This is a genomic window from Streptomyces sp. AgN23, assembly GCF_001598115.1.
GTDB classification, from domain to species: Bacteria; Actinomycetota; Actinomycetes; order Streptomycetales; family Streptomycetaceae; genus Streptomyces; species Streptomyces antimycoticus.
This window is the reverse complement of sequence record NZ_CP007153.1, coordinates 5,068,389-5,092,618: the sequence shown is the minus strand read 5'-3', so window position 1 is coordinate 5,092,618 and position 24,230 is coordinate 5,068,389. Positions and strand designations below refer to the sequence as shown.

Annotated in this window: 21 protein-coding genes and 1 pseudogene; 17 read left to right on the top strand and 5 right to left on the bottom strand. The window is 72.0% G+C overall.

The window, feature by feature from the left end; translation table 11 throughout:
• The first annotated feature begins 53 nt into the window (after positions 1-53).
• From AS97_RS21720 to AS97_RS21700, 5 genes are all read left to right on the top strand, one after another.
• Positions 54-1,163, top strand: coding sequence for a PDDEXK nuclease domain-containing protein (locus AS97_RS21720; RefSeq protein ID WP_247204456.1), 1,110 nt, complete (start codon positions 54-56; stop codon positions 1,161-1,163).
• Positions 1,164-1,225: 62 nt separating this feature from the next.
• A complete protein-coding gene (gene mshD / locus AS97_RS21715) occupies positions 1,226-2,158 on the top strand; it encodes a mycothiol synthase (protein ID WP_107420718.1) in 933 nt (310 codons plus the stop codon).
• A 233-nt stretch (positions 2,159-2,391) separates the two neighbouring features.
• A complete protein-coding gene (locus AS97_RS21710; RefSeq protein WP_059142493.1) occupies positions 2,392-4,647 on the top strand; it encodes an RNA degradosome polyphosphate kinase in 2,256 nt (751 codons plus the stop codon).
• The gene (locus tag AS97_RS21705; RefSeq protein WP_349017597.1) at positions 4,559-6,433 is read left to right on the top strand and encodes a CHAD domain-containing protein; all 1,875 of its coding nucleotides are present in this window, start codon (positions 4,559-4,561) and stop codon (positions 6,431-6,433) included. Before AS97_RS21710 ends, AS97_RS21705 begins: the two co-directional genes overlap by 89 nt.
• 82 nt (positions 6,434-6,515) lie before the next feature.
• Complete coding sequence (locus tag AS97_RS21700) at positions 6,516-6,965, top strand: NUDIX hydrolase (protein ID WP_210565483.1); 450 nt, start codon at positions 6,516-6,518, stop codon at positions 6,963-6,965.
• 18 nt (positions 6,966-6,983) lie between these two features.
• On the opposite strand, the gene AS97_RS21695 is transcribed toward AS97_RS21700, so the two are convergent.
• Complete coding sequence (locus AS97_RS21695) at positions 6,984-8,009, bottom strand: aldo/keto reductase (RefSeq protein WP_125760252.1); 1,026 nt, start codon at positions 8,007-8,009, stop codon at positions 6,984-6,986.
• 194 nt (positions 8,010-8,203) lie between these two features.
• Here AS97_RS21695 and AS97_RS21690 point away from each other — a divergent pair, with 194 nt between their 5' ends.
• Both AS97_RS21690 and AS97_RS21685 read left to right on the top strand, forming a co-directional pair.
• The gene (locus AS97_RS21690) at positions 8,204-9,052 is read left to right on the top strand and encodes a helix-turn-helix transcriptional regulator (protein WP_059142496.1); all 849 of its coding nucleotides are present in this window, start codon (positions 8,204-8,206) and stop codon (positions 9,050-9,052) included.
• Between the two features lie 131 nt (positions 9,053-9,183).
• The gene (locus AS97_RS21685) at positions 9,184-10,683 is read left to right on the top strand and encodes an APC family permease (RefSeq protein WP_210565482.1); all 1,500 of its coding nucleotides are present in this window, start codon (positions 9,184-9,186) and stop codon (positions 10,681-10,683) included.
• Positions 10,684-10,714: 31 nt separating this feature from the next.
• Here AS97_RS21685 and AS97_RS21680 read toward each other — a convergent pair whose 3' ends face one another.
• Positions 10,715-11,527: a class I SAM-dependent methyltransferase gene (locus AS97_RS21680; protein WP_137966342.1), complete on the bottom strand. Its 813-nt coding sequence runs from the start codon at positions 11,525-11,527 to the stop codon at positions 10,715-10,717.
• A 142-nt stretch (positions 11,528-11,669) separates the two neighbouring features.
• Between AS97_RS21680 and mshA the strand changes: the two genes are divergently transcribed.
• The 6 genes and pseudogenes from mshA to AS97_RS48625 all read left to right on the top strand — a co-directional run bounded on the left by mshA (position 11,670) and on the right by AS97_RS48625 (position 17,214).
• Entirely contained in the window at positions 11,670-13,031 is a 1,362-nt protein-coding gene (gene mshA / locus AS97_RS21675; RefSeq protein WP_107119167.1) for a D-inositol-3-phosphate glycosyltransferase, read from the top strand.
• Positions 13,024-13,545 carry a YbjN domain-containing protein gene (locus tag AS97_RS21670; RefSeq protein ID WP_043241547.1) on the top strand — a complete coding sequence of 174 codons (522 nt, stop codon included), beginning with the start codon at positions 13,024-13,026 and terminating at the stop codon, positions 13,543-13,545. The genes mshA and AS97_RS21670 overlap by 8 nt, the downstream gene beginning before the upstream one ends.
• A gap of 191 nt (positions 13,546-13,736) precedes the next feature.
• A pseudogene (locus tag AS97_RS47525) lies at positions 13,737-14,015 on the top strand (hypothetical protein); the annotation flags it as partial.
• Positions 14,016-14,130: 115 nt separating this feature from the next.
• Positions 14,131-14,370: a hypothetical protein gene (locus AS97_RS21665; RefSeq protein ID WP_125760254.1), complete on the top strand. Its 240-nt coding sequence runs from the start codon at positions 14,131-14,133 to the stop codon at positions 14,368-14,370.
• Positions 14,363-15,145: a sigma-70 family RNA polymerase sigma factor gene (locus tag AS97_RS21660; protein WP_247204455.1), complete on the top strand. Its 783-nt coding sequence runs from the start codon at positions 14,363-14,365 to the stop codon at positions 15,143-15,145. The genes AS97_RS21665 and AS97_RS21660 overlap by 8 nt, the downstream gene beginning before the upstream one ends.
• Positions 15,142-17,214 carry a M48 family metalloprotease gene (locus AS97_RS48625; RefSeq protein WP_210565481.1) on the top strand — a complete coding sequence of 691 codons (2,073 nt, stop codon included), beginning with the start codon at positions 15,142-15,144 and terminating at the stop codon, positions 17,212-17,214. The genes AS97_RS21660 and AS97_RS48625 overlap by 4 nt, the downstream gene beginning before the upstream one ends.
• Before the next feature lie 127 nt (positions 17,215-17,341).
• Here AS97_RS48625 and AS97_RS21650 read toward each other — a convergent pair whose 3' ends face one another.
• The gene (locus AS97_RS21650; protein WP_247204454.1) at positions 17,342-18,823 is read right to left on the bottom strand and encodes an MFS transporter; all 1,482 of its coding nucleotides are present in this window, start codon (positions 18,821-18,823) and stop codon (positions 17,342-17,344) included.
• A 143-nt stretch (positions 18,824-18,966) separates the two neighbouring features.
• On the opposite strand from AS97_RS21650, the gene AS97_RS21645 reads away from it, so the two are divergent.
• Complete coding sequence (locus AS97_RS21645) at positions 18,967-19,728, top strand: phosphoglyceromutase (protein WP_059142784.1); 762 nt, start codon at positions 18,967-18,969, stop codon at positions 19,726-19,728.
• 520 nt (positions 19,729-20,248) lie between these two features.
• On the opposite strand, the gene AS97_RS21640 is transcribed toward AS97_RS21645, so the two are convergent.
• The gene (locus tag AS97_RS21640) at positions 20,249-20,464 is read right to left on the bottom strand and encodes a helix-turn-helix domain-containing protein (protein WP_247204453.1); all 216 of its coding nucleotides are present in this window, start codon (positions 20,462-20,464) and stop codon (positions 20,249-20,251) included.
• A gap of 363 nt (positions 20,465-20,827) precedes the next feature.
• On the opposite strand from AS97_RS21640, the gene AS97_RS21635 reads away from it, so the two are divergent.
• From AS97_RS21635 to AS97_RS21625, 3 genes are all read left to right on the top strand, one after another.
• Positions 20,828-21,613 carry a GntR family transcriptional regulator gene (locus AS97_RS21635; protein ID WP_210565480.1) on the top strand — a complete coding sequence of 262 codons (786 nt, stop codon included), beginning with the start codon at positions 20,828-20,830 and terminating at the stop codon, positions 21,611-21,613.
• Positions 21,614-21,638: 25 nt separating this feature from the next.
• The gene (locus AS97_RS21630) at positions 21,639-22,394 is read left to right on the top strand and encodes a glycosyltransferase (RefSeq protein ID WP_059142780.1); all 756 of its coding nucleotides are present in this window, start codon (positions 21,639-21,641) and stop codon (positions 22,392-22,394) included.
• Between the two features lie 110 nt (positions 22,395-22,504).
• Positions 22,505-23,119: a dihydrofolate reductase family protein gene (locus AS97_RS21625; protein ID WP_059142779.1), complete on the top strand. Its 615-nt coding sequence runs from the start codon at positions 22,505-22,507 to the stop codon at positions 23,117-23,119.
• A 16-nt stretch (positions 23,120-23,135) separates the two neighbouring features.
• On the opposite strand, the gene AS97_RS21620 is transcribed toward AS97_RS21625, so the two are convergent.
• The gene (locus tag AS97_RS21620) at positions 23,136-24,059 is read right to left on the bottom strand and encodes an FkbM family methyltransferase (protein ID WP_210565479.1); all 924 of its coding nucleotides are present in this window, start codon (positions 24,057-24,059) and stop codon (positions 23,136-23,138) included.
• Positions 24,060-24,230: the final 171 nt, after the last annotated feature.

Genomic DNA, 24,230 nt, shown 5'->3' with positions numbered 1-24,230 from the left:
CGACGTGGGACGACTTCGCCCGTTCGGCGGAAAAGTCCTGATGAGCGGTTTGGGTGGCGGTTCGTTATGTGGGCGTGCGGATCATGCAGAACGAACTCGCGAAGCAGACGCCCATCCCCGCACAGGGGTCCGAGCTCCCGCCGGGCTTCTTCGAACTGGTCGATGACCTCAAGGCGATCGTCACGCAGGCGAGCGTGCGTGCTCAGCTCAAGGTCAACACCGAGATGATCAAGATGTACTGGGAGATCGGCCGGACGATCCTCGACCGGACGGAACGCGAGAAGTGGGGATCAAAGGTCCTGGAGCGGGTGGCGACGGAGCTGCGTACGGCCTTCCCGAATCAGCGGAGTTTCGGTGCGCGGAATCTCAAGTACATGCAGCAGATGGCTCGAACATGGCCCGAACAAATTGGGCAACAAGCTGTTGCCCAATTGCCCTGGGGGCACATCACCCTGCTGATGGGCCGCTGCAAGGCCCGCCCCGAGCTGGACTTCTACGCCCAGCAGGCCGTGCGGCAAGGCTGGTCCCGCGTCATGCTGGACCACTGGATCGACGCCCAGTTGCACCTCACTCAGGGCGCCGCGCTCAACAACTTCGATGCCACGGTCCCGGAGGACTCCGATGCCGTCAACGAGGTCGTCAAGGATCCTTACCGAGTCGACTTCACTCGGCTGTCCGGCAAGGTGGCGGAGCGCGACCTCGAGGACGCGCTGGTGCAGCAACTCGTCCGGTTCCTGACCGAACTCGGGGTCGGCTTCGCCTTCGTCGGGCGGCAGTACCCCATCAAGGTCGGTGACGAGGAGTTCCGGATCGACCTGCTCTTCTACCACTACAAGCTGCACCGTTTCGTCGTCATCGAGCTGAAGACCGACAAGGCCCGCCCAGCGCACCTGGGCCAGCTCGGCTTCTACGTCACCGTCGTCGACGACCTGGTCCGGGACGAGGAGCGCGACGATCCGACCCTCGGGATCCTCATCGCCAAGAGCCGCGACAAGGGGACGATCGAGTACGCCCTGCGGAGCAACAACGCACCGCTCGCCGTGAGCACCTATGCCGCGCTGCCGCCCCATGTGCGGGAGCTGATGCCCAGCGCCGAGGATCTGTCCCGCATCGCCGACGACATCCTCGACGGCGATGGGGAGGGGGGTGGGGCAGCCGGGTGACTCGCCGGTAATAAATTGTGCAGCAGCTTGCTGCACAATTGGGCCGCCGTAGGCTCGGCCCCATGAATGACGTGGTGAACGAGACATCCGGTGCCCGGCGGCTCGATGTGCTGGAGGAGCTGGCGCCCACCGCGGCGCAGGATGTGCTGCGGCTGATCGCGGACTCCGCGCACGCCGATGGTCAGCAGGCCGTGTCCGAGCAGGGGCGGCTGCAGCTTCGGGGGCGGCGGGAGGGGGTGCGGCATCTGGTGCTGCGCGAGCCGAGCGGGGAGCTGGTGGGATACGCGCAGCTTGAGGACACCGACCCGGTGGAGGCCCCGGCGGCCGAGCTGGTCGTGCACCCCGCGCACCGCGGGCAGGGGCATGGCCGGGCGCTGGGAGTGACCCTGCTGAGGGAATCGGGGAAGCGGCTGCGGGTGTGGGCGCACGGGGGGCATGCCTCGGCGCGCCATCTGGCGCAGGTGCTGGGGTTGACGCTGTTCCGGGAGCTGCGCCAGATGCGCCGGCCCCTGGGGTCGCTCGCGGAGCTGGGCCTCGCGGAGCCCGCATGGCCCAAGGGCGTGACCGTACGGACCTTCCGGCCCGGTGAGGACGACGCCGCCTGGCTGGCGGCGAACGCGGCGGCCTTCGCCCACCACCCCGAGCAGGGCTCGCTCACCCAGCGTGACCTCGACGACCGCAAGGGTGAGCCCTGGTTCGATCCGGCGGGGTTCTTCCTGGCCGAGCGCGAGGGGGAGATCGTGGGCTTCCACTGGACCAAGGTGCATGCCGAGGAGCGGCTGGGCGAGGTGTACGTCGTGGGCGTGCGGCCGGACGCGCAGGGTGGCGGGCTCGGTAAGGCGCTCACGTCGGTCGGGCTGCGGCACCTTGCCGCGCAGGGGCTGCCGACCGCGATGCTCTATGTGGACGCCGACAACTTCTCCGCGGTCGCGGTCTACGAACGGCTCGGCTTCGTCACCCATGAGACGGACCTGATGTACCGGACCGAGACCTGAGCGAGCCCCCGGCCCGGGGGGCTCAAGAGGGCGGAACCCCAGGGGGTCGGACCCCTGGGGGATGGGTCCCGATTTCCTACGCGCCATGTGTCCGTTACCGGCGATTCAACCTTGGTTGCGAGCATCACTGAATGCAGCCCGCTGTGCCGAATCCGTCGAACCGGAGGCTCTGTGCCGTTTCCGCACCCGCTTCCGCCACGCCGTCTTCGCCTCCGGCGCGGAACAATGAATTCATGAGCGACAGCAGCGGTCAGGCATCGGTTTCCCCCCAGCCCCAGCCCCAGCGCCAGCCCTCGGTCGGGTCCATCGCGGCCCATCGGCCGCGTGCTGTGGCCGCTCCACCGGTGCGCTCGCTCGACCCCGACCTCGACGCCGACCTGGACTCGTACGAGGAGGGGGCCGGGCCCGACCTGGTGGGCGGGGAGCTGCCGCAGGGGCGGTTCCTGGACCGGGAGCGCAGCTGGCTGGCGTTCAACGAGCGGGTGCTGGAGCTGGCCGAGGACCCCTCCACCCCGCTGCTGGAGCGGGCCAAATTCCTGGCGATCTTCGCCAGCAATCTGGACGAGTTCTTCATGGTGCGGGTCGCCGGCCTCAAGCGGCGCATCGCGACCGGGGTCGCCACCCGCTCGGCCTCCGGGCTGCAGCCGCGCGAGGTGCTGGATCTGATCTGGAACCGGTCCCGTGAGCTCATGGCCCGGCACGCCGCCTGCTATCAGCAGGACGTCGCCCCGGCGCTCGCGGAGGAGGGCACCCAGCTGGTCCGCTGGCCGGATCTGACCGAGAAGGAGCAGTCCCGCCTCTTCACCCTTTTCCGGCAGCAGATCTTCCCCGTGCTGACCCCGCTCGCGGTGGACCCGGTGCACCCCTTCCCCTATATTTCGGGGCTTTCGCTCAATCTCGCGGTCGTGGTGCGCAACCCCGTGAGCGGGCATGATCACTTCGCACGTGTGAAGGTCCCGCCGTCGCTCTCCCGGTTCCTGGAGGCGTCGCCGCAGCGGTACGTACCGCTGGAGGACGTGATCGCGGCGCATCTGGAGGCGCTCTTCCCGGGGATGGAGGTGCTCGCGCACCACATGTTCCGGGTGACCCGCAACGAGGACCTGGAGGTCGAGGAGGACGACGCCGAGAACCTCCTGCAGGCCCTGGAGAAGGAACTGCTGCGCCGCCGCTTCGGGCCCCCGGTGCGGCTGGAGGTCGAGGAGTCCATCGACCCGTATGTGCTGGACCTGCTGGTGCGCGAGCTGAAGATCTCGGACGCCGAGGTCTATCCGCTGCCGGGGCCGCTCGACCTCACCGGGCTGTTCGGGATAGCCGCGCTGGACCGGCCGGAGCTGAAGTACCCCAAGTTCGTGGCGGGCACCCACCGGGATCTCGCCGAGGTGGAGTCCGCGTCCCCGCCCGACATCTTCGCGGCGCTGCGCGAGCGGGACGTCCTCCTCCACCACCCGTACGACTCGTTCTCCACCTCCGTGCAGGCGTTCCTGGAGCAGGCGGCCGCCGATCCGGACGTGCTCGCGATCAAGCAGACGCTCTATCGCACCTCCGGCAAGTCGCCGATCGTCGACGCGCTGATAGACGCCGCCGAGTCGGGCAAGCAGGTGCTGGTGCTCGTGGAGATCAAGGCGCGGTTCGACGAGCACGCCAACATCAAGTGGGCGCGGAAGCTGGAAGAGGCCGGCTGCCATGTCGTCTACGGCCTCCTCGGCCTGAAGACCCACTGCAAGCTGTCGCTGGTGGTCCGCCAGGAGGGCGACACCCTGACCCGCTACTCGCATGTGGGCACCGGCAACTACCACCCCAAGACCGCCCGGCTGTATGAGGACCTGGGGCTGCTGACGGCGAACTCCCAGGTCGGCGCGGACCTCTCCGACCTCTTCAACCGGCTGAGCGGCTACTCCCGGCGGGAGAACTACCGGCGGCTGCTGGTCGCCCCCAAGTCGCTGCGCGACGGGCTGATCACCCGGATCAACAAGGAGATCACCCACCACCGGGCGGGGCGCCCGTCCTACGTCAAGATCAAGGTCAATTCGATGGTCGACGAGGCCGTCGTCGACGCCCTCTACCGGGCCTCCCAGGCCGGAGTGCCGGTCGATGTGTGGGTGCGCGGCATCTGCGCGCTGCGGCCGGGCGTCCCCGGGCTCTCGGAGAACATCCGGGTCCGCTCGGTCCTCGGACGCTTTCTGGAGCATTCGCGCGTATTCGCGTTCGGCAACGGCGGCGAGCCGGAGGTGTGGATCGGCAGCGCCGACATGATGCACCGCAACCTCGACCGCCGGATCGAGGCGCTGGTGCGGGTCACCGACCCCGGCCACCGCGCCGCCCTCAACCGCCTGCTGGAGACCGGGATGTCCGACTCCACCTCCTCCTGGCATCTGGGCCCGGACGGCGAGTGGACACGGCATGCGACGGACGCGGAAGGCCAGCCGCTGCGGAACGTTCAGGAGATGCTCATCGACGCCCGGAGGCGACGGCGTGGTTCAACGACATGACCTGTCACCGGCCGGGATGACGGGCGCCGCGGATCCGGCCGCCGCCCCGCCCTGCCCAGGGGCGGACGGCATGACGGACCGGGGTGTGCCGGAGCGCGGTGTGACGACGGACCGGGGTGTGACGACGGACCGGGGTGTGACGACGGACCGGGGGACGGCGGAGCGGGCGGCGGAGGCCGCGGCGGCACCTTCGTGGGAGTCGGCGACGGCCGGTGAGGTGCTGTCGGCGTATCTGCACGCCCAGGCCGGGGACTTCCTCCGCAGCCTGCGGCTGCACCGCGAGAGCGGCTCCGATGTGCGGGAGGCGGCCGAGGCCGCCCGGCTGCTGCGCCGCGCCGCACGGCGGATCAGCGGCGCACTCTACGTCTACCGCCCGCTCACCGATACGGCCTGGTCCGATGAGCTGCGGACCGAGCTGGCCTGGCTGTCGGGCACGCTGGCGCGGGAGCACGCCTACGCGGAGCGGCTGGACCGGCTGCGCGGCGCCCTGCACCGGCTCTCGGGCGCGGGCGGGCCCTCGGACCGGTCCTCGCAGGGCGAGGGGACGGCCGCCGAGTTCGCTAGCTCCGGTGAGTGGCCCGCCGAGGGCGCCACGAACGGCGCGCATGCCAGGAGCGCGGCGCGCACCGCGCGCGGCGGGGTCACGGTCGCGGCCGACGGCGCGGGCGGCCCCTCCGGCACCGCGGGCGCCGGAGGTACTGCGGGCGCTGCAGGTACTGCCGCCGCCGTCCCGCCCCGTTCCACCCGTGCCGCGCGCCGCAGCGTCTCGCTGGCCGCCGGTGCGCCGGGAAGCGGAGCCGCGGACCCTGTCGGGGGGCAGGGTGCGCGGCCCGGTCCGGCCGATCCGGGCGGCGGCGCCGAGGGCGCGGCCGGAACGTCCAGGGACGAGGCCCGGGCGGCCGGACGGCGGCGTGGTGAGCGCGGTGAGCGCGGTGACAAGAGCGGCCGGACCGCCAAGGGCGAGAAGACCGACCGGCCCGGCCGGCCCGGCGCGGCCCACCAGCGGGCCGGTGCCGAGGACGAGGCCCGCGGCGGGGCGCTGACCGTGGGCGCGGCCCGCGCCGGAGCGCTGCTGGAGCGCCAGCTCACGCTGGCCCGGACCCGGGCCCACACCGCGGCCCTGGAGGCGCTCGGCTCCTCCCGTTTCCACGCGGTCGCCGACACCGTCGCCCTGCTCGCCTCCGACGCCCCGCTCGACGAGGCCAACGCCGCCCGCCCCGCCGGGCAGGTGCTGCCGCCGCTCGCCGAACTGGCGAACCGGCGGCTGGCCGAGGCGGTGGAGGCGCTGCCGCTGATCCGCGCCGGACATCCGTACAACGCGGAGGCGCTGGTCCACGGCTTGGCGGCGACCTCGGCGGCGGACGCCCCGCCCGCCAGCGAGCGCCAGGACGCCCCCTGGCACCAGGTGCGCCATCTGCTGCGGCTGCGGCGGTACGCCCTGGAGGTGCTCGACCAGGTGTGGCAGCAGCCGGACGGGGCAGGCGGGCCAGGTGGGTCCGGGCCAGGTGGGTCCGGGCCAGGTGGGTCCGGGCCAGGTGGGTCCGGCCCCGCGGACGCCGAGCCGCCGCTGTCCGTACGGCTGCTGGCCGCCGGGCAGGCGCTGGAGCGCCACCGCGACGCGGCCGAGGCGGCCGCCGCCGCGGCGGCAGCCGCCCGTACGCCCCGGATCGCCCCGGCGACGGCGTACGCGCTGGGCGTGCTCCACGCCGATCAGCGGCATGAGGTCGAGGCGGCCCGCTTCGCGTTCGGCCGGGTCTGGCGGCGCGTGGCCACCAGAGCCTCCTGACGGCGGACGCCCGGGGCGAGCGGCGACAAGAGACGACGCAACGCACGGAGAATACGGCGGAGACCGGGGAGGGAGACGGCGGATGAGCTGGTCAGATTCCCGTGGTGACACGGGAGCGGACACCGGGACGATCCTGGCGGCGGGCTGTGTGCTGTGGCGACAGTCCCCGCACGGCGGCGGGCTGGAGATCGCCCTCGTCCACCGCCCCCGCTACGACGACTGGTCCCACCCCAAGGGCAAGCTGAAGCCCGGCGAGGACGCGCTGCACGGCGCGGTGCGCGAGGTCGTCGAGGAGACCGGTATGGGCTGTGCCCCGGGGGCGGCGCTGCCCACCCTCCACTACATGGCCAAGGGCCGGCCCAAGGAGGTCCGCTACTGGGCGGCGGAGGCCGTCGACGACGAGACCTTCGTACCCAACCGCGAGGTCGACCGCCTGCTCTGGCTGCCCCCGGACGCGGCCCGCCTCCGCCTCTCCTACGACCACGACCGCACGCTCATCGACGCGCTGCCGCACGCCCTGCGGCCGTCCTGAACCGCCCTCGGGACCGGGTCAGCGGCGGCGCAGGCTCTTGTCCGCGAGCGCCGGCGGCAGGTAGTAGCTGTCGCCCCGGTTGAGGTCGGTGCCCGGCGGGACGATCTCGTCGATCCGGTCCAGGACGTCCTGGCTCAGCTCCACCTCGGACCCGGCGAGCAGATCCTCCAGCTGCTCCATGGTGCGCGGGCCGATGATCACCGAGGTGATGGCCGGATGGGCCCGTACGAAGGCGATGGCCAGATGCGGCAGTGCGAGCCCGGCGTCGGAGGCCAGCTCGGACAGCGCGCCGACCGCCTCCAGCTTGCGCGCGTTGCCGGGCAGCGAGGGGTCGAACTTGTGCTTCTCCACGGCCGCCCGGCCGCCCGACAGATCGACGTCGGACGCCTTGGTGTAGCGGCCCGTGAGCCAGCCCGCGGAGAGCGGGCCCCAGCTCAGCACGCCCATCCCGTACTTCTGCGCGGTCGGCAGCACCGCCGCCTCCACGCCCCGCGCCAGGATCGAGTACGGCGGCTGTTCGCTGCGGAACCGCACATGCCCGCGCCGGTCGGAGACCCACTGGGCCTCCACGATCTGCTCGGCCGGGAAGGTGGAGGACCCGACGGCGCGCACCTTGCCCGCCCGGACCAGGTCGGACAGGACCGACAGCGTCTCGTCGATGTCCGTCGTGGGGTCCGGCCGGTGGATCTGGTAGAGGTCGATGTAGTCCGTGCCCAGGCGGCGCAGGCTGTACTCGATCTCCTGGGTGATCCAGCGCCGTGAGTTGCCGCCCTCATTGGGGTCCTCACCCATCGGGAAATGGGCCTTGGTGGCCAGGACGATGTCCTCGCGGCGGCCCTTGAGGGCCTTGCCGACGATCTCCTCGGACTCGCCCTCGGAGTAGACGTCGGCGGTGTCGACGAAGTTGATGCCCGCGTCGAGGGCGCGGTGGATGATCCGTGCCGAGTCGTCGTGGTCGGGGTTGCCGATGGCGCCGAACATCATCGCGCCCAGGGCGTACTCGCTCACCGAGATGCCCGTCCCACCGAGGATCCTGCGCTTCATGGCTGGTGCCTTCCGCTGATTTCCATGGCGTCTGCTGTCCATGGCCGGCCTCTGCTGTCCATGGCGTCTGCTGTCCATGGCCCTGTGCGCCTTCAGCCTCGGGTCCGGGCGGACACCTCACCAGGCCCGGCTCAACCTGGGTCTGCCAGAACCACCTGTCCGGCCCAGAAGCGGGCGGCGCGGATAATGGACGGATGGGCCATGGCGAACCGGAGATCAAGTCGTTTCTCAAGGCGCGCCGCGCCGCGCTCGACCCGGCCGAGCTCGGGCTGCCGGAGGGGGTCGTGCGGCGCCGGGTGCGGGGGCTGCGCCGTGAGGAGGTCGCCCAGCTTGCCGGGATCAGCGTCGACTACTACACCCGTATCGAGCAGGGCCGGGCCCCGGCCATCTCGGACTCGGTGGTCGACGGACTGGCCCGGGCGCTGCGGCTGACCCCGTCCGAGCACACGTATCTGCGCAACATCACCCTGCCGCGGCAGCGCGGTGGAGCGGCCGGCCCCGACCCGCGGCCGCGCGTACGGCCGGAGATCCAGCAGCTGCTGAACGCGATGGACGGCAATGTCCCGGCCTATGTCTACGGTCCGGCGATGGACATCCTGGCCTGGAACCGGCTCGGCACCCGGCTCTGCATCGACTACCCCGCGATCCCCGAGGAGCGGCGCAATGGCCCGCTGCTGGTCTTCCTCGATCCCCGGCTCAAGGAGATCCATCCGAACTGGGCCGAGGTCGCCGACGACACGGTGGCCGGGCTGCGCGCGGAGGTCGGGCGCCACCCCGGCAACTCACGGGTGTGCCGGGTGACCCATGAGCTGCTGGAGCGGAGCGAGGAGTTCCGGCGGCGGTGGGAGGCACAGGAGGTGCAGGAGCGGACGCGGGGTGTCAAGCGGTTCCGCCATCCGGAGATGGGGGAGCTGGTGCTGCGGTTCGAGGCGTTCGTCCTGCCCGCCGACCCGGGGCAGATGCTGTGCACGTACACGGCCGACGAGGGGTCGGCGACGGCGGAGGCGCTGAAGGTGCTGGCGGGCGCGGCGGCGGTGGCCTGACGGCCCGAGCCGCCGCCCGGCGCCCCGCGCTGCGCCCCGGCCCTGTTTCGTCCGACCTCCTTGACGCGACTGGTAAGTCTCCTTACTTTCAACTCCTCTCACGGTGGCGCGCTAGGGCAATGGAGGTCCGGATGTCCGGCACCGAGGGCGGATTCGTCCGCCGTATCGGCCTGTTCCAGGCGACAGCCATCAACATGAGCCAGATGTGCGGCATCGGCCCGTTCGTCACCATCCCCCTCATGGTCGCCGCCTTCGGCGGACCGCAGGCCGTCATCGGCTTTGCCGCGGGCGCGGTGCTCGCGCTCGCCGACGGGCTGATCTGGGCCGAGTTGGGGGCCTCGCTGCCGGGGGCCGGGGGCAGCTATGTGTATCTGCGCCAGGCGTTCCAGTACCGCAGCGGCAAGCTGATGCCGTTCCTGTTCGTCTGGACGGCGATGCTGTTCATCCCGCTGATCATGTCCACGGGTGTGGTCGGTCTGGTGCAGTATCTGGGCTATCTGTGGCCCGATATGACGCGGACCCAGGGCGATCTGGTCGGACTCGGCGTCATCGTCCTGGTCATCGGGCTGCTGTGGCGGGGGGTCGAGCACATCGCCCGGATCACGGCCGTCATGTGGTGCGTGATGATCGCCTCCGTGGTCCTGGTCATCGTCGCCGCCTTCAGCCACTTCGACGCGGGGCAGGCGTTCACCTATCCGGACCATGCCTTCGAACTGAGCAGCGGTCATTTCTGGACCGGGTTCGCCGCGGGCCTGACCATCGGGATCTACGACTACCTCGGCTACAACACCGCCGCGTACATGGGCGCCGAGATCAAGGACCCCGGCCGCACCCTGCCGCGGGCGATCGTCACCTCGATCGCCGGGATCATGGGGATCTATCTGCTGCTGCAGATCGGCACCCTCGGCGTCGTCGACTGGCATGAGATGACCGAGCCCGGCTCGGTGGCCTCCCAGTCCGTCGCCTCGGCGGTGCTGGAGGAGACCTGGGGGAAGGGCGCGGCCGACGTCGTCACCGTGCTCATCCTCATCACGGCCTTCGCGTCCGTCTTCGCCGGGCTGCTGGGCGGCTCCCGGGTGCCGTACGACGCCGCCCGCGAACGGGTCTTCTTCCGTCCGTACGGCACGCTCCATCCGCGCCATCGCTTCCCCATGCTGGGCCTGGCCACGATGGGTGCCGTCACCGCGATCGGCTTCCTGATCGGCCGCCACACCGATCTGGCCACGCTGATCCAGCTGCTGACCACGGTCATGGTGATCGTGCAGGCCCTGGCGCAGATCGTCGCCGTCACGGTGCTGCGCCGCCGCCAGCCGGGGCTGCGGCGGCCGTACCGGATGTGGCTCTATCCGCTGCCGAGCGTGGTGGCACTGGTGGGCTGGGTGGTGATCTACGGCTACGCGGACAGGAACTCCCCCGGACGGCACCCCATCGAATGGTCGCTGGCCTGGGTCGCGGCGGGATGTGTGGCGTTCGTGCTGTGGGCGCGAGTGGAGAAGGTGTGGCCGTTCGGGCCGAAGGAGATCAGCGAGGAGTACGCGGCGGGCGCCGACCCCGACGCGGAAGGGGGCACCCCGGGCACCCCGGGCACCCCGGGCGTGGCGAAGGCCCAGGGTGGTACGGCGGACGCCTAGGGCCGCACCGGCACAGCCCCGACCGGAGCCGTCAGCCCCGGGGCGCCAGTGCCTCCCACCGCACCGTGACCTCGCCCTGGCGCCAGCGCCGTGGGCCGTCGGCGAGCGGCCAGCCCTGTGCGCGCAGCGTCTGGGCGCTGCGTATCCAGCGCTGACGCGCGCTGAGCGGCGCGTACGGGGCGGCGGCCGCCCAGGCGCGGTCGAAGTCGCGCAGGAAGGTGTGCACCGCCTCGCCCGGCACATTGCGGTGGATCAGCGCCTTGGGGAGCCGTTCGGCCAGGTCGGAGGGGCGTTCCAGGGAGCCGAGGCGGGCCGCGAAGGTCACGGTGCGCGGGCCCGCCGCGTCGAGCGCGACCCACACATGCCGCCGCCCGATCTCGTCGCAGGTGCCCTCCACCAGCAGCCCGCCGGGCGCCAGCCGGGCGCACAGCCGCCGCCATACGGCGGCGACCTCGCCCTCCTCGTACTGCCGCAGCACATTGGCCGCCCGGATGAGCGCCGGACGGGCCCCGCCGGGCAGCGGCACCTCGAAGCCGCCGTGGGCGAAGGTGAGCCCCTCGCGCTCGTACGGCCGCGCGGCGGCCACCCGCCCGGGGTCGATCTCGACCCCCACGACGCGGGCCCCGGCCCGTACGGTCCGTAGCCGGTCCAGCAGCTCGACGGCGGTCCACGGGGCCGCCCCGTACCCCAGATCCACCGCCACCGGCGCCTCCCCGGCCCGCCGCAGCGCGGCCCCGTGGGCCGCCGCGATCCACCGGTCCATCCGGCGCAGCCGATTGGGATTGGTCGTCCCGCGGGTCGCCGAACCGATCGGACGGGACGGCGGGGGAACGCGGGCGGGCATGGCGCAGAGCCTATGCGGGGGCGGACGGGGCGTGGCCGACGGGTATCGGAACGTCACGCTTTGGCAAAGCGGAAATGGGAACCATCAGTTCCGGTGTTGACGACCCAGGAGGGAGCCCGCCCCGTCAAGGAGGTAACGCTCGGTGAGCCAGCACGCGTCCCGGCTCGGCGGTCCGCGAGGCCGGTCCCATATACCGTTCGGCGCACCGCCCCACCAGCGGCTTCGCCGCATTCCACGGCGGCCGCGGCGAATCGCGATGCTCAGTGTGCACACCTCGCCGCTGCATCAGCCCGGCACCGGCGACGCCGGGGGGATGAACGTCTACATCGTCGAGCTGGCCAAGCGGCTGGCCGCGATCGACATCGAGGTGGAGATCTTCACCCGGGCCACCACCGCCGCGCTGCCCCCATCCGTCGAGCTCGCCCCCGGTGTGCTCGTCCGGCATGTGGACGCGGGGCCCTACGAGGGGCTGGCCAAGGAGGAGCTGCCGGCGCAGCTGTGCGCGTTCACCCACGGGGTCATGCGGGCGTGGGCCGGGCACCGGCCGGGCCATTATGATCTCGTCCACTCCCACTACTGGCTCTCCGGCCATGTCGGCTGGCTGGCCGCCGAGCGCTGGGGAGTGCCGCTGGTGCACGCCATGCACACCATGGCCAAGGTCAAGAACGCCGCACTGGCGGCGGGCGACACCCCCGAGCCGGCGGCCCGCGTGATCGGCGAGCAGCAGATCGTCCGCGCCGCCGACCGGCTGATCGCCAACACCGGCGGGGAGGCCGACGAGCTGGTGCACCACTACGAGGCGGCGCGCGAGCTGGTCGCGGTCGTCCACCCCGGGGTGAACCTCGACCGCTTCCGCCCCGCCGACGGCCGGGCCGCCGCCCGGGCCCGGCTGGGCCTCCCGGCCGACGCGCTCATACCCCTCTTCGCCGGGCGCATACAGCCGCTCAAGGCCCCCGACATCCTGCTGCACGCGGTCGCCCACCTCCTGGAGGAGGACCCCTCGCTGCGCGAGCGCATGGTCGTGCCCGTGGTGGGCGGCCCCAGCGGCAGCGGCCTGGCCAAGCCCGAGGGGCTGCACAAGCTGGCGGCGCGGCTGGGGATCTGCGATGTGGTCCGGTTCCGGCCGCCCTGTGCGCAGGACGAGCTCGCGGACTGGTACCGGGCGGCGTCCGTGCTGGTCATGCCGTCGTACAGCGAATCCTTCGGGCTGGTGGCCATCGAGGCCCAGGCATGCGGCACCCCGGTCGTGGCGGCCTCGGTGGGCGGTCTGCCGGTGGCCGTACGGGACGGGGTCAGCGGCACGCTGATCCAGGGCCACGACCCCGCCGACTACGCCCGCGCCCTGCGCCCCTTCGCGAGCGACCCGGGGAGGGTGGAACGGATGGGCGCGGCGGCGGCCCGGCACGCGGAGTCCTTCGGGTGGGACACGGCCGCCGCGGCGACGGCGGACGTCTACGCGGAGGCGATGCGTGAGCGGCGTCGCCTACGATCGGGCCATGGCTGACCCCAAGGCTGACATCGCGCCCAAGACCGACCCCCGGGCCGTCATCGAGCGGACGCTGAACGACGCCGAACTGGAGTGGGAGAGCCCGGAGGACGGCACGTACGTCGTCACGCTCCCGGGCACCCGCAAGCTGTCGACCACCTGCTCGCTGCGGGTCGGCCGGCACTCCCTCTCGGTCAACGCCTTCGTCGTCCGCCATCCCGACGAGAACCACGAGGCCGTCCACCGCTGGCTGCTGGAACGCAACACCCGGCTCTACGGGGTGAGTTACGCGATCGACCAGCTCGGCGACATCTATCTGGTGGGCAAGCTGCCGCTCGCCGCGGTCATCCCGGAGGAAGTGGACCGGCTGCTCGGCACGGTGCTGGAGAACGCGGACGGCAGCTTCAACACCCTGCTGGAGATGGGGTTCGCGACCGCCATCCGCAAGGAGTACGCCTGGCGCACGGCGCGCGGCGAATCGACGCGCAACCTTGAGGCGTTCAGCAATCTGACCCGGGACGCGGCGAAGTAAACGTCGGCGAGGCGCGTTCCGCGCGCGCTTGATGTATGGCCCTGACGCGCCTCCTTGCCATGCCTGAGGTGCGTCCATCCTGACGCGGCCCCTTCCGCGCACCCCTGCCCCATGGCATTCTCACGCCGTCTCTCACCTGAACTGCGTTCACATCCATGGAGGCGGGGCTGTGAGGAGATCACCGTGGACAACACGGGGGGGCGCACGGCGGCGACGCGAGCGCGGGCCCGCTCTACGGTGCGCGGTTCACCCACTGGAACGTCACGGTCGGCACTCAGCGGGCCGGCTGCGTCAAGATCGACGACATCGCGCCGTACAGCGCGACGGTCGGGATCGGCGAGGTCCGGCAGTTCGGCCAGATCGACGTCCCGGACTTCACCGGTCCGCTGCACTCCCGTATCGAGTCCTATGGCCACCCTGAGGCCGTCCACCCCCGCAATCTGTATGAGGCGCAGCGCGCGATCGGCTGACATCTCCCCGAAAACACGGTGCGAAACGCGGTGAAGAAATACGGTCCATGACGCCTCTACATGGTGAACCGGCTCCGGCGGCCGGGAACCATGAAGAGGAGACACAACGGTGCTCATGGACAATCCGTGGCTCACGGTGGCAACGGTCGTGACGGTGGGGGTGCTACGGCTGATGGGGGACGTCATCCGCTGGCTGGCGGCGCGCTCGGGCGAACGGCTCCGGGCGCGCACGCTGGCCGAGTTGGTGAGCAGAACGGCACCGGGCACGGTGCTCACAGACCACCGCCCCGACGGCGCGGCGCTGACCATAAGGCGGCGGGTGGAGGAGCGGGACGGGGGCGATCGGGGTGAGTGACACCGTCGAGGAGACCGCGTGCGGCGGCGAGTTCGAGGAGGAGTTCGACGCCTTCTACGCCCGCACCTACCCCTGGCTGGCCGCCCGCGCGGTGATGCTCAGCGGCAATCGGCAGAACGCCGAGGACGCCGTGCAGGAGGCGTACATCGAGGCGATGCGCCGCTGGCCCGAGGTCAGGGCGTGCGCCTCGCCCGAGGCATGGGTGACCACCACCATGCGGCGCAAACTGTCGAAGGACGGGCAGCGCTGGTGGTTCCGCTGGAAGCCGGTCGAGATGGCCGAGACGACCGTCCCGGCCGCCCCGACCGCCACCGTGGAGGAGACCGCCGAGGCACTGGCCGCGCTGCGCGCCCTCGGCACGCTGCCGCCGCGCCAGCGTCAGGTGGTCGTCATGCATTCGCTCGAGGGCATGAGCTATCGGGCGATCTCCGCGGAGCTGGGGATCTCGGTCGGCAGCGTCGGCAGCAACCTCAACAAGGCCCGCGCCCGGCTGAGCCTGATGCTGGACGTCTCCCCGGAGCTCGGCCGCCCGACCGAGCGCCTGCTGACCCGCACGCCGGAGGACCCGCTGACGGCGGCGCTGTACGGGGCCGCGGAGTGGCTGTCGGACGGTTTCCGGGGCGACGCACGGAACGGTTTCCGGTCCGACGCCGCCCGGAACGGTTTCCGGTCCGACGCCGCCCGGAACGGTTTGCGGTCCGACGCCGCCCGTGACGGTTTCCGGTCCGACGCCGCCCGTGACGGCGGTCCCGACGGCATGCGGGAGCGCCGATGATCGCCGCCGCTCGCGCTCTCCTCGCCCTCGCCCTGCTCGCCGTCTTCTACGCGCTGGTCGCGGCCATGGTGCTGCTCTGGGGCGCCTTCCTCGCGGCGGCCTTATGGACCGCGGCGGAGCCGGGGGTCCAGACGCCGCCCATGAGTGTCGTCACCGCCTGCGCGGCGTTCGCCCCGATCGTCTTCGGCATGGTGTGGGCGGTGATCCGCACCGCCCGCCCCGCCGTATCGCGCGAGGACGCGGTGACGGTGACCCGCCGCGGGGCACCGGAGCTATGGCGCACGGTCGAGGAGCTGGCCCTCGCCGTCGGCACCCGCCCGCCCGCCCGTATCCGGCTGACCGCCGAGGTCAACGCCTCCGTCACCGAGGACGCACCACTCCTCGGGCTCGCCCCCGGCCGACGCGTCCTCTACCTCGGAATGCCCCTGCCGGCCTGTCTGCCGCCCGCCGAATTGCGTGCCGTCCTCGCCCATGAGCTGGGCCATTTCTCCCGCCGCCACAGCCGCTTCGGCGCGGTCGCCCACCGGGGCGCGGCAGGGCTGGACGCCGCCCGGCAGGCGATCCAGGAAGCGTCGGCCGCCAACCACCTGGTGCGGCTTTACGCGGGCTGGCCCCTGCTGCTGCTCGGCCTCTACACCCGCGTCTTCCGCTGGCTCACCCGCCCGGTCCGGCGGCGGCAGGAGCTGGAGGCCGACCGCGAGGCCGCCCGGGTGGCCGGTCCGGGCGCCATGGCCGACGCGCTGCGCTCCACGGCGGCGCTGGAGGCGGCGTGGCAGGAGTTCCTCGCGGACTTCCTCGCCCCGATGCGCCGGGCGACGGGCCGGATCCCCGACGATCCGTTCCGCGCCTTCGCCCATATGGTCGAGGCCCCCGAAGTGCGGGAGCCGCTGGCCGCGTTACGTGCCCGCGCCGTCGAGCGGCCCGCCGACCCCGACGACGCGCATCCGGCGCTGGCCACCCGCTTGGAACGGCTGGCGCGCCTGCCCGCCCCGGAGCCCGGCGCCGAGCCCCTTTTTCCGGACGCGCTGTCCCCGGATCCCCTCGCCCCGGGCCCCCTCTCTCTACAGCCGCGGTACGCGGTCGCGCTGGGCCGCGTCATGCTGTCCGGCCCGGACGCGGGGAAGCGGGTGCCGTGGCGGGACTGGCTCACCGAACTGGCCGAGTACCGCGCGACGCGCATCCTCACCCCGTTGGCCGAGGCGGTGCGCGGCGTCGAGGAGGCGGAGGGGGCGGGACGCCAGAAGGCGGGGCCGGAAGCGGTGCCGATCGGGGAGCCGGAAGCAGAGCGGTTCCCGGAGCCGGAAGCGGGACCAGCCGCCCAGCCGGACGCGCTCACGATCCAACGGGTGCTGCGGCTGCTGGACGGCGGTCACCGTATGCCCCTCGCCCGCGCCCTCAACTCCCGTCTGCCGCACGGTGAGCGGACGCCCCACCCCGAGCAGACCGAACGCGACGATCCGCTCAGCTGCCTGGCCGACGCCTTGTCCGTGCTGATCGGAGCGCACCTGGTCGCGCGGGGGACCGCGTACTGGGCCATGAACTGGACCGGCCCCAGCATTCTCGTACCGCCCGACGGCATCGCCCCCGAAACCATCCGCACCTGGGCCGACACCGCCGTGCGGCTGCCCGGCCAGACCCAGCGGCTCGGGCTGCACCTGGCCGCCCTGGGCGTGGACGAACGCGCACCCTTGCCCTGCCCGGCCAGTGGTACGGCGGGCGGGCCGATGCCAGGGGAGAAGGCGCGGCGGATCAGCATCGCGCCGGAGGTCACCGGGCCCGCGCGGCGGCGCATCATGGCCGTAGGGGCGCTGGCGCTCACCGTGCTGGTGGGGATGACCGGGGTGATGTTCGCGCTGTGGGCGCACAGGGACGAGCCGAGCTACCCCCGGATCCCGGTGATCCGGTGGAACGACCGCTACCAGCCGGGCGGCGGCCCCGGTACGGGCCCCGCTCCGTACCCGACCTACCAGCGGCCCACTTTCCCGGACCGGCAGACGATCCCGACCTACCAGCCCCCACTGCCCCCGCCCATCCACATCGAGCCCGTCATCCCCAGGTCCGCGCCGTAAGCGCACCGGGCCGCGCCTAGCCACCGCGTCCCTAGCCGCCGCCCTCGCCCGCCCCCGCCCGACCGCCCGCGCAGCCACCGGTGGCAGCCCCCGCACCGACCGCGTGCCCCGGCACGTCAGGCAGTCCCTATCCCGCCACCGGCCCCGCGCCGACGGCGCGCGCCCCGCCACCGGAGGCCCCGGCCGCCCCGCCATCGGAAGCCCCGGCCGCCCCGCTGCCGGCAGCCACACCGACCGCACCCGCCCCGCCTCCGGCACTGACCTCACCCTCAGCGGCCGCGCCCACCTCGGCGCCCAGCTCAGCGCCCGCACCGGTATCCACCACGCTCCCAGAACCCTCGCCCCCAGATCCGCCGGCCTCGGGCCGGCTCCGCATCGCACGCCCCAGCGCCGCGTACCCCCCGGCCGCCACGACCCCCACCACGGCGCTGCTCGCCCACAGGGCGTCCGCCCCGAAGCGGTCCATGACCGCGCCACCCACCAGCGGTGCGGTGAGCGAGGCGAGGGACCACGACAGGCTGTACATCCCCTGGTAGCGGCCGCGCGCATGGGTCGGGGAGAGCCGGGCCACGAGCCCCATCTGCGTGGGGGAGTTGATGATCTCGCCGAGCGTCCAGACGGTCACGGCCACCGTGTACATCCCGACCGACCCGGCGAAGGCGGTCAGCCCGAAGCCCCCTCCGGTCAGCAGTGCGGAGGCCATCAGCAGTGGCGCCGGATCGCGATGTTCGAGGAACCGCGTCACCGGGATCTGTACGGCCACGATCAGCGCGCCGTTGGTCGCGATCGCGATGCCGTAGTCGGTGCTGGACAGCCCCTGCGCCCCCATCGCCACGGGCAGTGCCACGAACGCCTGCTGGATGAGGGTCGCGACCAGATACGACAGCCCGACCACGGCCATGAACCGCCGGTCCCGCAGCACCGAGCCCAGCCCGACCTCCGGCTCCAGCGCGTCCATTGCCCCATCCCCATCCCCATCCCCACCCCCACCTCCGGCGGCGGCGCCACCCCGCTCCGGACGGGACTCCGGCACCTTGGCGAAGACGATGACCGCGCACAGCAGCGTCATCCCGGCGTCGCCCAGGAAGAGCGTGAGATAGCCGTGGCTCGCGATCAGCCCGGCCGCCGCCGCGGAGACGGCGAAGCCGAGGTTGATGGCCCAGTAGTTGAGCGCGAAGGCCCGCACCCGGTCCTCGGGGCGGACAATGTCGGCGATCATCGCCTGCACCGCGGGCCGTGACGCGTTGCTGGTCATCCCCACCAGACAGGTCACGACGGCGATGGCGACCGGGTCCTGGACGAAGCCCAGCACGGCGACCGTGACCGCCGTCGACACCTGCGAGACCAGTAGCGTGGGCCGCCGCCCCAGCCGGTCGGTCAGCACCCCGGCGACCACCGCCGACACCGCCCCGCCCAGCCCGTGCAGCGCCCCGACCAGCCCGGCGAACATCGCCGAATAGCCTCGGTCCACGGTCAGGTACATGGCAAGGAACGTGGCCACGAACCCGCCCAGCCGATTGACCAGCGTGGAGGTCCACAGCCACCAGAACTCCCGGGGCAACCCCGAGACGCTCTCCTTCGCGGCCTGTTTCAGTCGAGCGACGGACACCGGACGAATCCCCCCTGTACATGCCACAGCCTGTAAGTGGCGCCACCAGGATCCGCAACTTACCGACGCCGCCCCCGCCCCGCCAGTCAATTGACGGGGTCCGTCAACCGGCCCCCTCAGACCGGTCCAGTAGGCTCGACGACATGGCCGACGCACCGTACAAGCTGATCCTCCTCCGCCACGGCGAGAGCGAGTGGAACGCGAAGAACCTGTTCACCGGCTGGGTGGACGTCAACCTGAACGAGAAGGGCGAGAAGGAGGCCGTCCGCGGCGGTGAGCTGCTGAAGGACGCCGGCCTGCTCCCCGACGTGGTCCACACCTCGCTCCAGAAGCGCGCGATCCGCACTGCCCAGCTGGCGCTGGAGTCCGCCGACCGCCACTGGATCCCCGTCCACCGCTCGTGGCGCCTGAACGAGCGCCACTACGGCGCCCTACAGGGCAAGGACAAGGCGCAGACCCTCGCCGAGTTCGGCGAGGAGCAGTTCATGCTGTGGCGCCGCTCGTATGACACCCCGCCGCCCCCGCTGGACCGCGACGCCGAGTACTCCCAGTTCGCGGACCCGCGCTACGCGACCCTCCCGCCGGAGCTGCGCCCGCAGACGGAGTGCCTCAAGGACGTCGTGGTCCGCATGCTCCCGTACTGGTTCGACGGCATCGTCCCGGACCTGCTCACGGGCAAGACCGTCCTGGTCGCGGCCCACGGCAACTCCCTCCGTGCCCTGGTCAAGCACCTGGACGGCATCTCCGACGCCGACATCGCGGGCCTGAACATCCCGACGGGCATCCCGCTCTCCTACGAACTCGACACCGACTTCAAGCCGGTCACCCCGGGCGGCACCTACCTCGACCCGGACGCCGCGAAGGCCGCCATCGAGGCAGTCAAGAACCAGGGCAAGAAGAAGTAGCGCGACGCGATCGAGCCCCCTACCTGCGGCCCCGGGCCGCGAGTAGGGGGCTTTTCGCTGCCCCTGGGCCCACTTCAGGACCCTCACCAGCGAAAACACCGAGGCGGCCTACCGTCGGAGCATCCTCAGGCGGGCGCTGCGGTCGAGCGCGCCAGCATGTCGGAACATGACTCCCGAGCCGGCGCGGGGGATTCTTCCCTGCGGAACGACCGAGGCATGGCGGCAAAGCTTCTGTCGGCTGCGTCGAGCACGGCTTCGAGGCCCACCACCCTCACCGCGGCGATGGCCCTGCAGCGCACGGCGCGGGTTCCGCGCTACCCCATCCGGCGGCCGGAGAAGGAACTGGCGGCTCACCGCCACGCGGCCGGCTCTCCCGCCCGGGAGAAGGGCCCGACCACGTCGGCGGTTTCCGCCGTTCAGCGTGGTGATCAGGATCTCGACCTCCGCTTATGGCGCGGATCAGGGGGCCGTTCACGACCTGGGCCCACTGTGGGTCCTCGGCGTCAGGGATCGTGAGGCATCAGGCGGTCGGCGGGTCGCCGGCGAGGCCGACGTGGGAGCCGACGCCGTCGCGGTGGGCGGCGTCGAGAACGGCGTTCAGCAGCCCGGAGAAGCGGGCGTTGAGGTCGTCGCTGCGCAGGGTGACGAAGCAGCGGGTGCCTTCCTGCCGGGTGCGGGTGACGCCCGCGTCCCGGAGCACGCGCAGGTGATGGCTGAGGGTTGGCCACGGGCGCACGCGGTTCGCCCCATCCGTGTTCGTGGTCGTCGGCGAGCACACGTATCAGGCCGACCCGGATGGGGTCGTTGAACGCCCCCATCACGTCGATGAGGGTGATCTCGTCCGGAGTGGGATGTCGGGCGGCGCGCGCCGCGGTCCCCGCTGGCCGAGGTCGCCGCCTGGATCCTGCGCCTGGCCGATCCAGCCACCACCTGGCTCACCGGGCGGATCCTCACCATCGACGGAGGTCTGGAACTGACCTGACGGCCGCGGGCTTCGTGGCGTACGCCCACAGCGTGGCCGGCGGCGGCAAGGCGGCCAGACGATACGCTGACATCGTCCGCGGCGGCCGCACAACCGGGACGGGACGGTGAGCTGCGCATGGCCAAGTACGAGCAGGTCGCCGATGCCCTACGGCAGAGCATCCGCGCAGGTCGGCTAGGCCCCGGGGAGCGGCTTCCGGCCAAGGACAAGCTCGCGGCGCGGTATCGGACGAGCGTGCCGACGCTGCAGCGGGCGCTGTCGGAGCTGGTGGCCGAGGGGCTGATCGACAGGCGGCACGGAGTGGGGACGTTCGTACGGGCCCCGCGCCGGCGGGTCGAGCGGAGCAGTGAGCGGCACCAGTGGGAGAAGGACCGGGTGCGCCGGTCCACGGCGGAGCGGCTGCGGACCGGGTCGACCGAGCACGACACCGGGCTGGAGGTCGGCGACCTCGCCTTTCACGCCGAGTACCGCGACGCGAGGGCCGACGAGGACCTGGCCTCGGTCTTCGGGGTCCCCATGGGCACGCGGCTGCTGGAGCGGATCTACCGCACCAACTGCCGCGAGGAGGACGCCCCGTTCGCGCTCGTGCACTCCTACCTGGTCCACGACGTCGTGGCCGCCAACCCCGACCTGCTCGACGCCGCCCATGAGCCCTGGCCAGGCGGCACCCAGCATCAGCTCTACACGATCGGCATCGAGCTGGACCGCATAGAGGAACGGATCACGGCCCGGCCGCCGACGGTGGAAGAGGCCGAGGCGCTCGGGCTGAAGAAGGGCGTGTCGGTGATCGTCCTGCGCAAGATCTGTACGGATATCCGCGACCGGGTCGTGGAGGTCTCCGACGTGACGCTGTGCGGAGACCGTACGGAACTCGTCTTCACCACGCCCCTGAAGAGGTGGTGACCATGCCGAAGACCATGAGGACCATATGAACACCATCACCGTCATCACCGCGGTCCACGCCCCGGGCGCCGAGCATCTGCCGGACGCCTACAAGTCGTTGCGCGAGCAGGAGCTGCCGGACGGCTGGGACTGGCAGTGGGTCATCCAGGAAGACGGCGAGACCGACGCCGTACGCCCCTACGTCCCCGACGACGCCCGCGTCAGCTTCGGCCAGGGCCGGGCCGGCCGGGCCGCGATGGCCCGCACGATGGGGCTCTCCCGCGCCGAGGGCGAGTACGTCAAGGTGCTGGACGCCGACGACATGCTCACCCCCGGCGCCCTCGCCCGCGACCTCCGCGCGCTCACCGACCACCCCGATCTCGGCTGGGCCACCTGCCGCGCCCTGGACCTGCTGCCCGACGGTTCCACCGTCGGCTTCGAGGGCGATCCGCCACAGGGACCCATCGCGCGCGGCGCCCTCCTCGAATTCTGGCGGGCGAACGGCTACCGCGCCCAGGTCCACCCCGTCACCCTCTTCGTCCGCAGGGACCTGCTCCTCGCCCTCGGCGGCTGGATGGCCCTCCCCGCATCCGAGGACACCGGCCTCCTCATGGCCCTCAACGCGGTCAGCCGCGGCTGGTTCACGGCCGAGACCGGCCTGCTCTACCGCAAGTGGCCCGGCCAGGTCACCAGCCAGTCCGCCCACACCGACGAGGCCGAGCGCGCGGCCCGCTTCGCGGTGGTCGAGGCGCGGGCCCGGGTCCTGGCCGCCATGGACGGCTGGCGCTACGCGGCGCGCTAGGCATGCCGGGCGGCGGCACCGATGAGTTTGTGCGGCGCCCCCGGTCTGAGAGGTGGAAGAGCTCACCGACTCAGGAAGAGCTCGCCGACCGCTTCCCACGGAGGAGCATCATGAGGAAGATCACCGCCAGCCTGTTCATCTCGCTCGACGGAGTCGTGGAAGCGCCCGATCAGTGGCACTTCCCCTATTTCAACGACGAGATGGGCGCCGCCGTCGACGCGTCCTTCGCCACCGCCGACACCCTCCTCCTGGGCCGCAAGACCTACGACATCTTCGCCGGAGCGTGGCCGGACCGTGAGGCGGAGGGCGGCGAGGACGCCGGTTTCGCCAAGAAGCTCGGCGACGCCCGCAAGATCGTCGCATCCCGCCAGGACCTCACGTTCACCTGGCGGAACTCCGAACTGCTCAAGGGAGAGCTGGCCGACGCCGTCACCGCGCTGAAGCGCGAACCGGGCGGGGACATCGTCCTGAGCGGCTCGGTCTCCGTCGTCCGGCAACTCCTGGCGCACGGCCTGCTGGACGAGTTGCACCTGCTGGTCCACCCGATCGCCGTCCGCAAGGGCATGCGGCTGTTCGACGAGGCCGACACCACGATGCCGCTGAGGCTGCTCTCCTCCGCGACCTTCCGCACCGGTGTGCTGCACCTGGTCTACGCGCCGGCCGAGCCGACGGGCGAGGCGACCTACGACGACGCCAAGGCCCACCTGCCCAGCGACGACCAGTAGCACCGTCGACCTGGTGTCAGGGCAAGGTCTCCGCGTCCACCCGGGAGAAGGCCAGGTCGCTTTCCTCGGCGACCGGGCCCCGCCAGCGCATCGGCACCTCGGACGGGCGCCGGAGCGCGTCCGGGTAGGTGCCCGCCGCGTAGTCGTTGGTCAGGCGGTAGACGTGGAAGCCGTGGCCCTTCAGGGCCGTCAGCAGCTCGTCGACGGAGTCGCCCAGGTCGGCCATGCGCTGGGGGGTGACCTCGACGGTCAGTTCGGCGTCGGGGCGCAGTTTGTCCAGCAGGGGGAGGAGGCCGCGGACGACGCCGCCTTCCGCGCCCTCCACGTCGATCTTGATCACCCTGGCCCGGGCGATCTCCTCTTCGGTGAGGAGGCGGGGCAGGGGCTGGGCCGCGATCTCGAAGGTGGACTCGGCCGGGCCGTCATAGGGGACGACGCTGTTCGCGCCCATGTTGTGGGAGCTGGCGAGGATGAACGTCAGCAGCTCGTCGCGGTCGGAGACGGCCGCGTTGATCGCGCGGATGTTGGCGCATGCGTTGCGCCGTGCGTGCCGCAGGAGGATGCGGTGGAAGGCCGGCGAGGCTTCGATCGCCACCACCTTGCCGCGTGCCCCGACGAGGCGGGAGGCCAGGATGCTGTAGTAGCCGATGTTGGCCCCGACGTCCACGAAGACGTCCCCGGGCTTCAGGCGCCGCTGCAGCCACCGCGTCATATGCGGTTCCCAGACGCCGAAGAGGTACAGGTAGCGCTGGATGAGGTCCTGTGTGTCGACGGCGAAGGTGGCGCCGAAGCGCGTACGGGCCAGGCGGTGCAGGGGGCGGTCCCGCAGTGCGGCGTTGAGGTGGTTCTCGACCAGGGCCCGCTTTCCGGCGCTCCAGGGCGCATGGCGGACGTACTCGCGGCCGAGGTCCAGAGCGGCCTGGTCGAGCCTGCGGCTCACGGGGCCTCCAGGGGGTGAAGGGTCGTTCTCGTCCATTGCCCCGGCACCGTTGCGCCGGCAGCGTTGAGTCTCCCCCTGACGTGCTTCCCCCTGACATGGAAGCGCCCGACCGCTGGCGACGGGGGATGCACCAGCGGTCGGGCTGTACCCAAGACTAACGCGGCTCCTCGC

Excerpts from the sequence above, each read along its gene's own strand:
- mshD (WP_107420718.1), top strand. The coding sequence starts at position 1,226 with ATGAATGACGTGGTGAACGAGACATCCGGTGCCCGGCGGCTCGATGTG.
- AS97_RS21710 (WP_059142493.1), top strand. The coding sequence starts at position 2,392 with ATGAGCGACAGCAGCGGTCAGGCATCGGTTTCCCCCCAGCCCCAGCCC.
- AS97_RS21705 (WP_349017597.1), top strand. The coding sequence starts at position 4,559 with ATGCGACGGACGCGGAAGGCCAGCCGCTGCGGAACGTTCAGGAGATGC.
- AS97_RS21700 (WP_210565483.1), top strand. The coding sequence starts at position 6,516 with ATGAGCTGGTCAGATTCCCGTGGTGACACGGGAGCGGACACCGGGACG.
- AS97_RS21695 (WP_125760252.1), bottom strand. The coding sequence starts at position 8,009 with ATGAAGCGCAGGATCCTCGGTGGGACGGGCATCTCGGTGAGCGAGTAC.
- AS97_RS21690 (WP_059142496.1), top strand. The coding sequence starts at position 8,204 with ATGGGCCATGGCGAACCGGAGATCAAGTCGTTTCTCAAGGCGCGCCGC.
- AS97_RS21685 (WP_210565482.1), top strand. The coding sequence starts at position 9,184 with ATGTCCGGCACCGAGGGCGGATTCGTCCGCCGTATCGGCCTGTTCCAG.
- AS97_RS21680 (WP_137966342.1), bottom strand. The coding sequence starts at position 11,527 with ATGCCCGCCCGCGTTCCCCCGCCGTCCCGTCCGATCGGTTCGGCGACC.
- AS97_RS21670 (WP_043241547.1), top strand. The coding sequence starts at position 13,024 with ATGGCTGACCCCAAGGCTGACATCGCGCCCAAGACCGACCCCCGGGCC.
- AS97_RS21665 (WP_125760254.1), top strand. The coding sequence starts at position 14,131 with ATGGACAATCCGTGGCTCACGGTGGCAACGGTCGTGACGGTGGGGGTG.
- AS97_RS48625 (WP_210565481.1), top strand. The coding sequence starts at position 15,142 with ATGATCGCCGCCGCTCGCGCTCTCCTCGCCCTCGCCCTGCTCGCCGTC.
- AS97_RS21645 (WP_059142784.1), top strand. The coding sequence starts at position 18,967 with ATGGCCGACGCACCGTACAAGCTGATCCTCCTCCGCCACGGCGAGAGC.
- AS97_RS21635 (WP_210565480.1), top strand. The coding sequence starts at position 20,828 with ATGGCCAAGTACGAGCAGGTCGCCGATGCCCTACGGCAGAGCATCCGC.
- AS97_RS21630 (WP_059142780.1), top strand. The coding sequence starts at position 21,639 with ATGAACACCATCACCGTCATCACCGCGGTCCACGCCCCGGGCGCCGAG.
- AS97_RS21625 (WP_059142779.1), top strand. The coding sequence starts at position 22,505 with ATGAGGAAGATCACCGCCAGCCTGTTCATCTCGCTCGACGGAGTCGTG.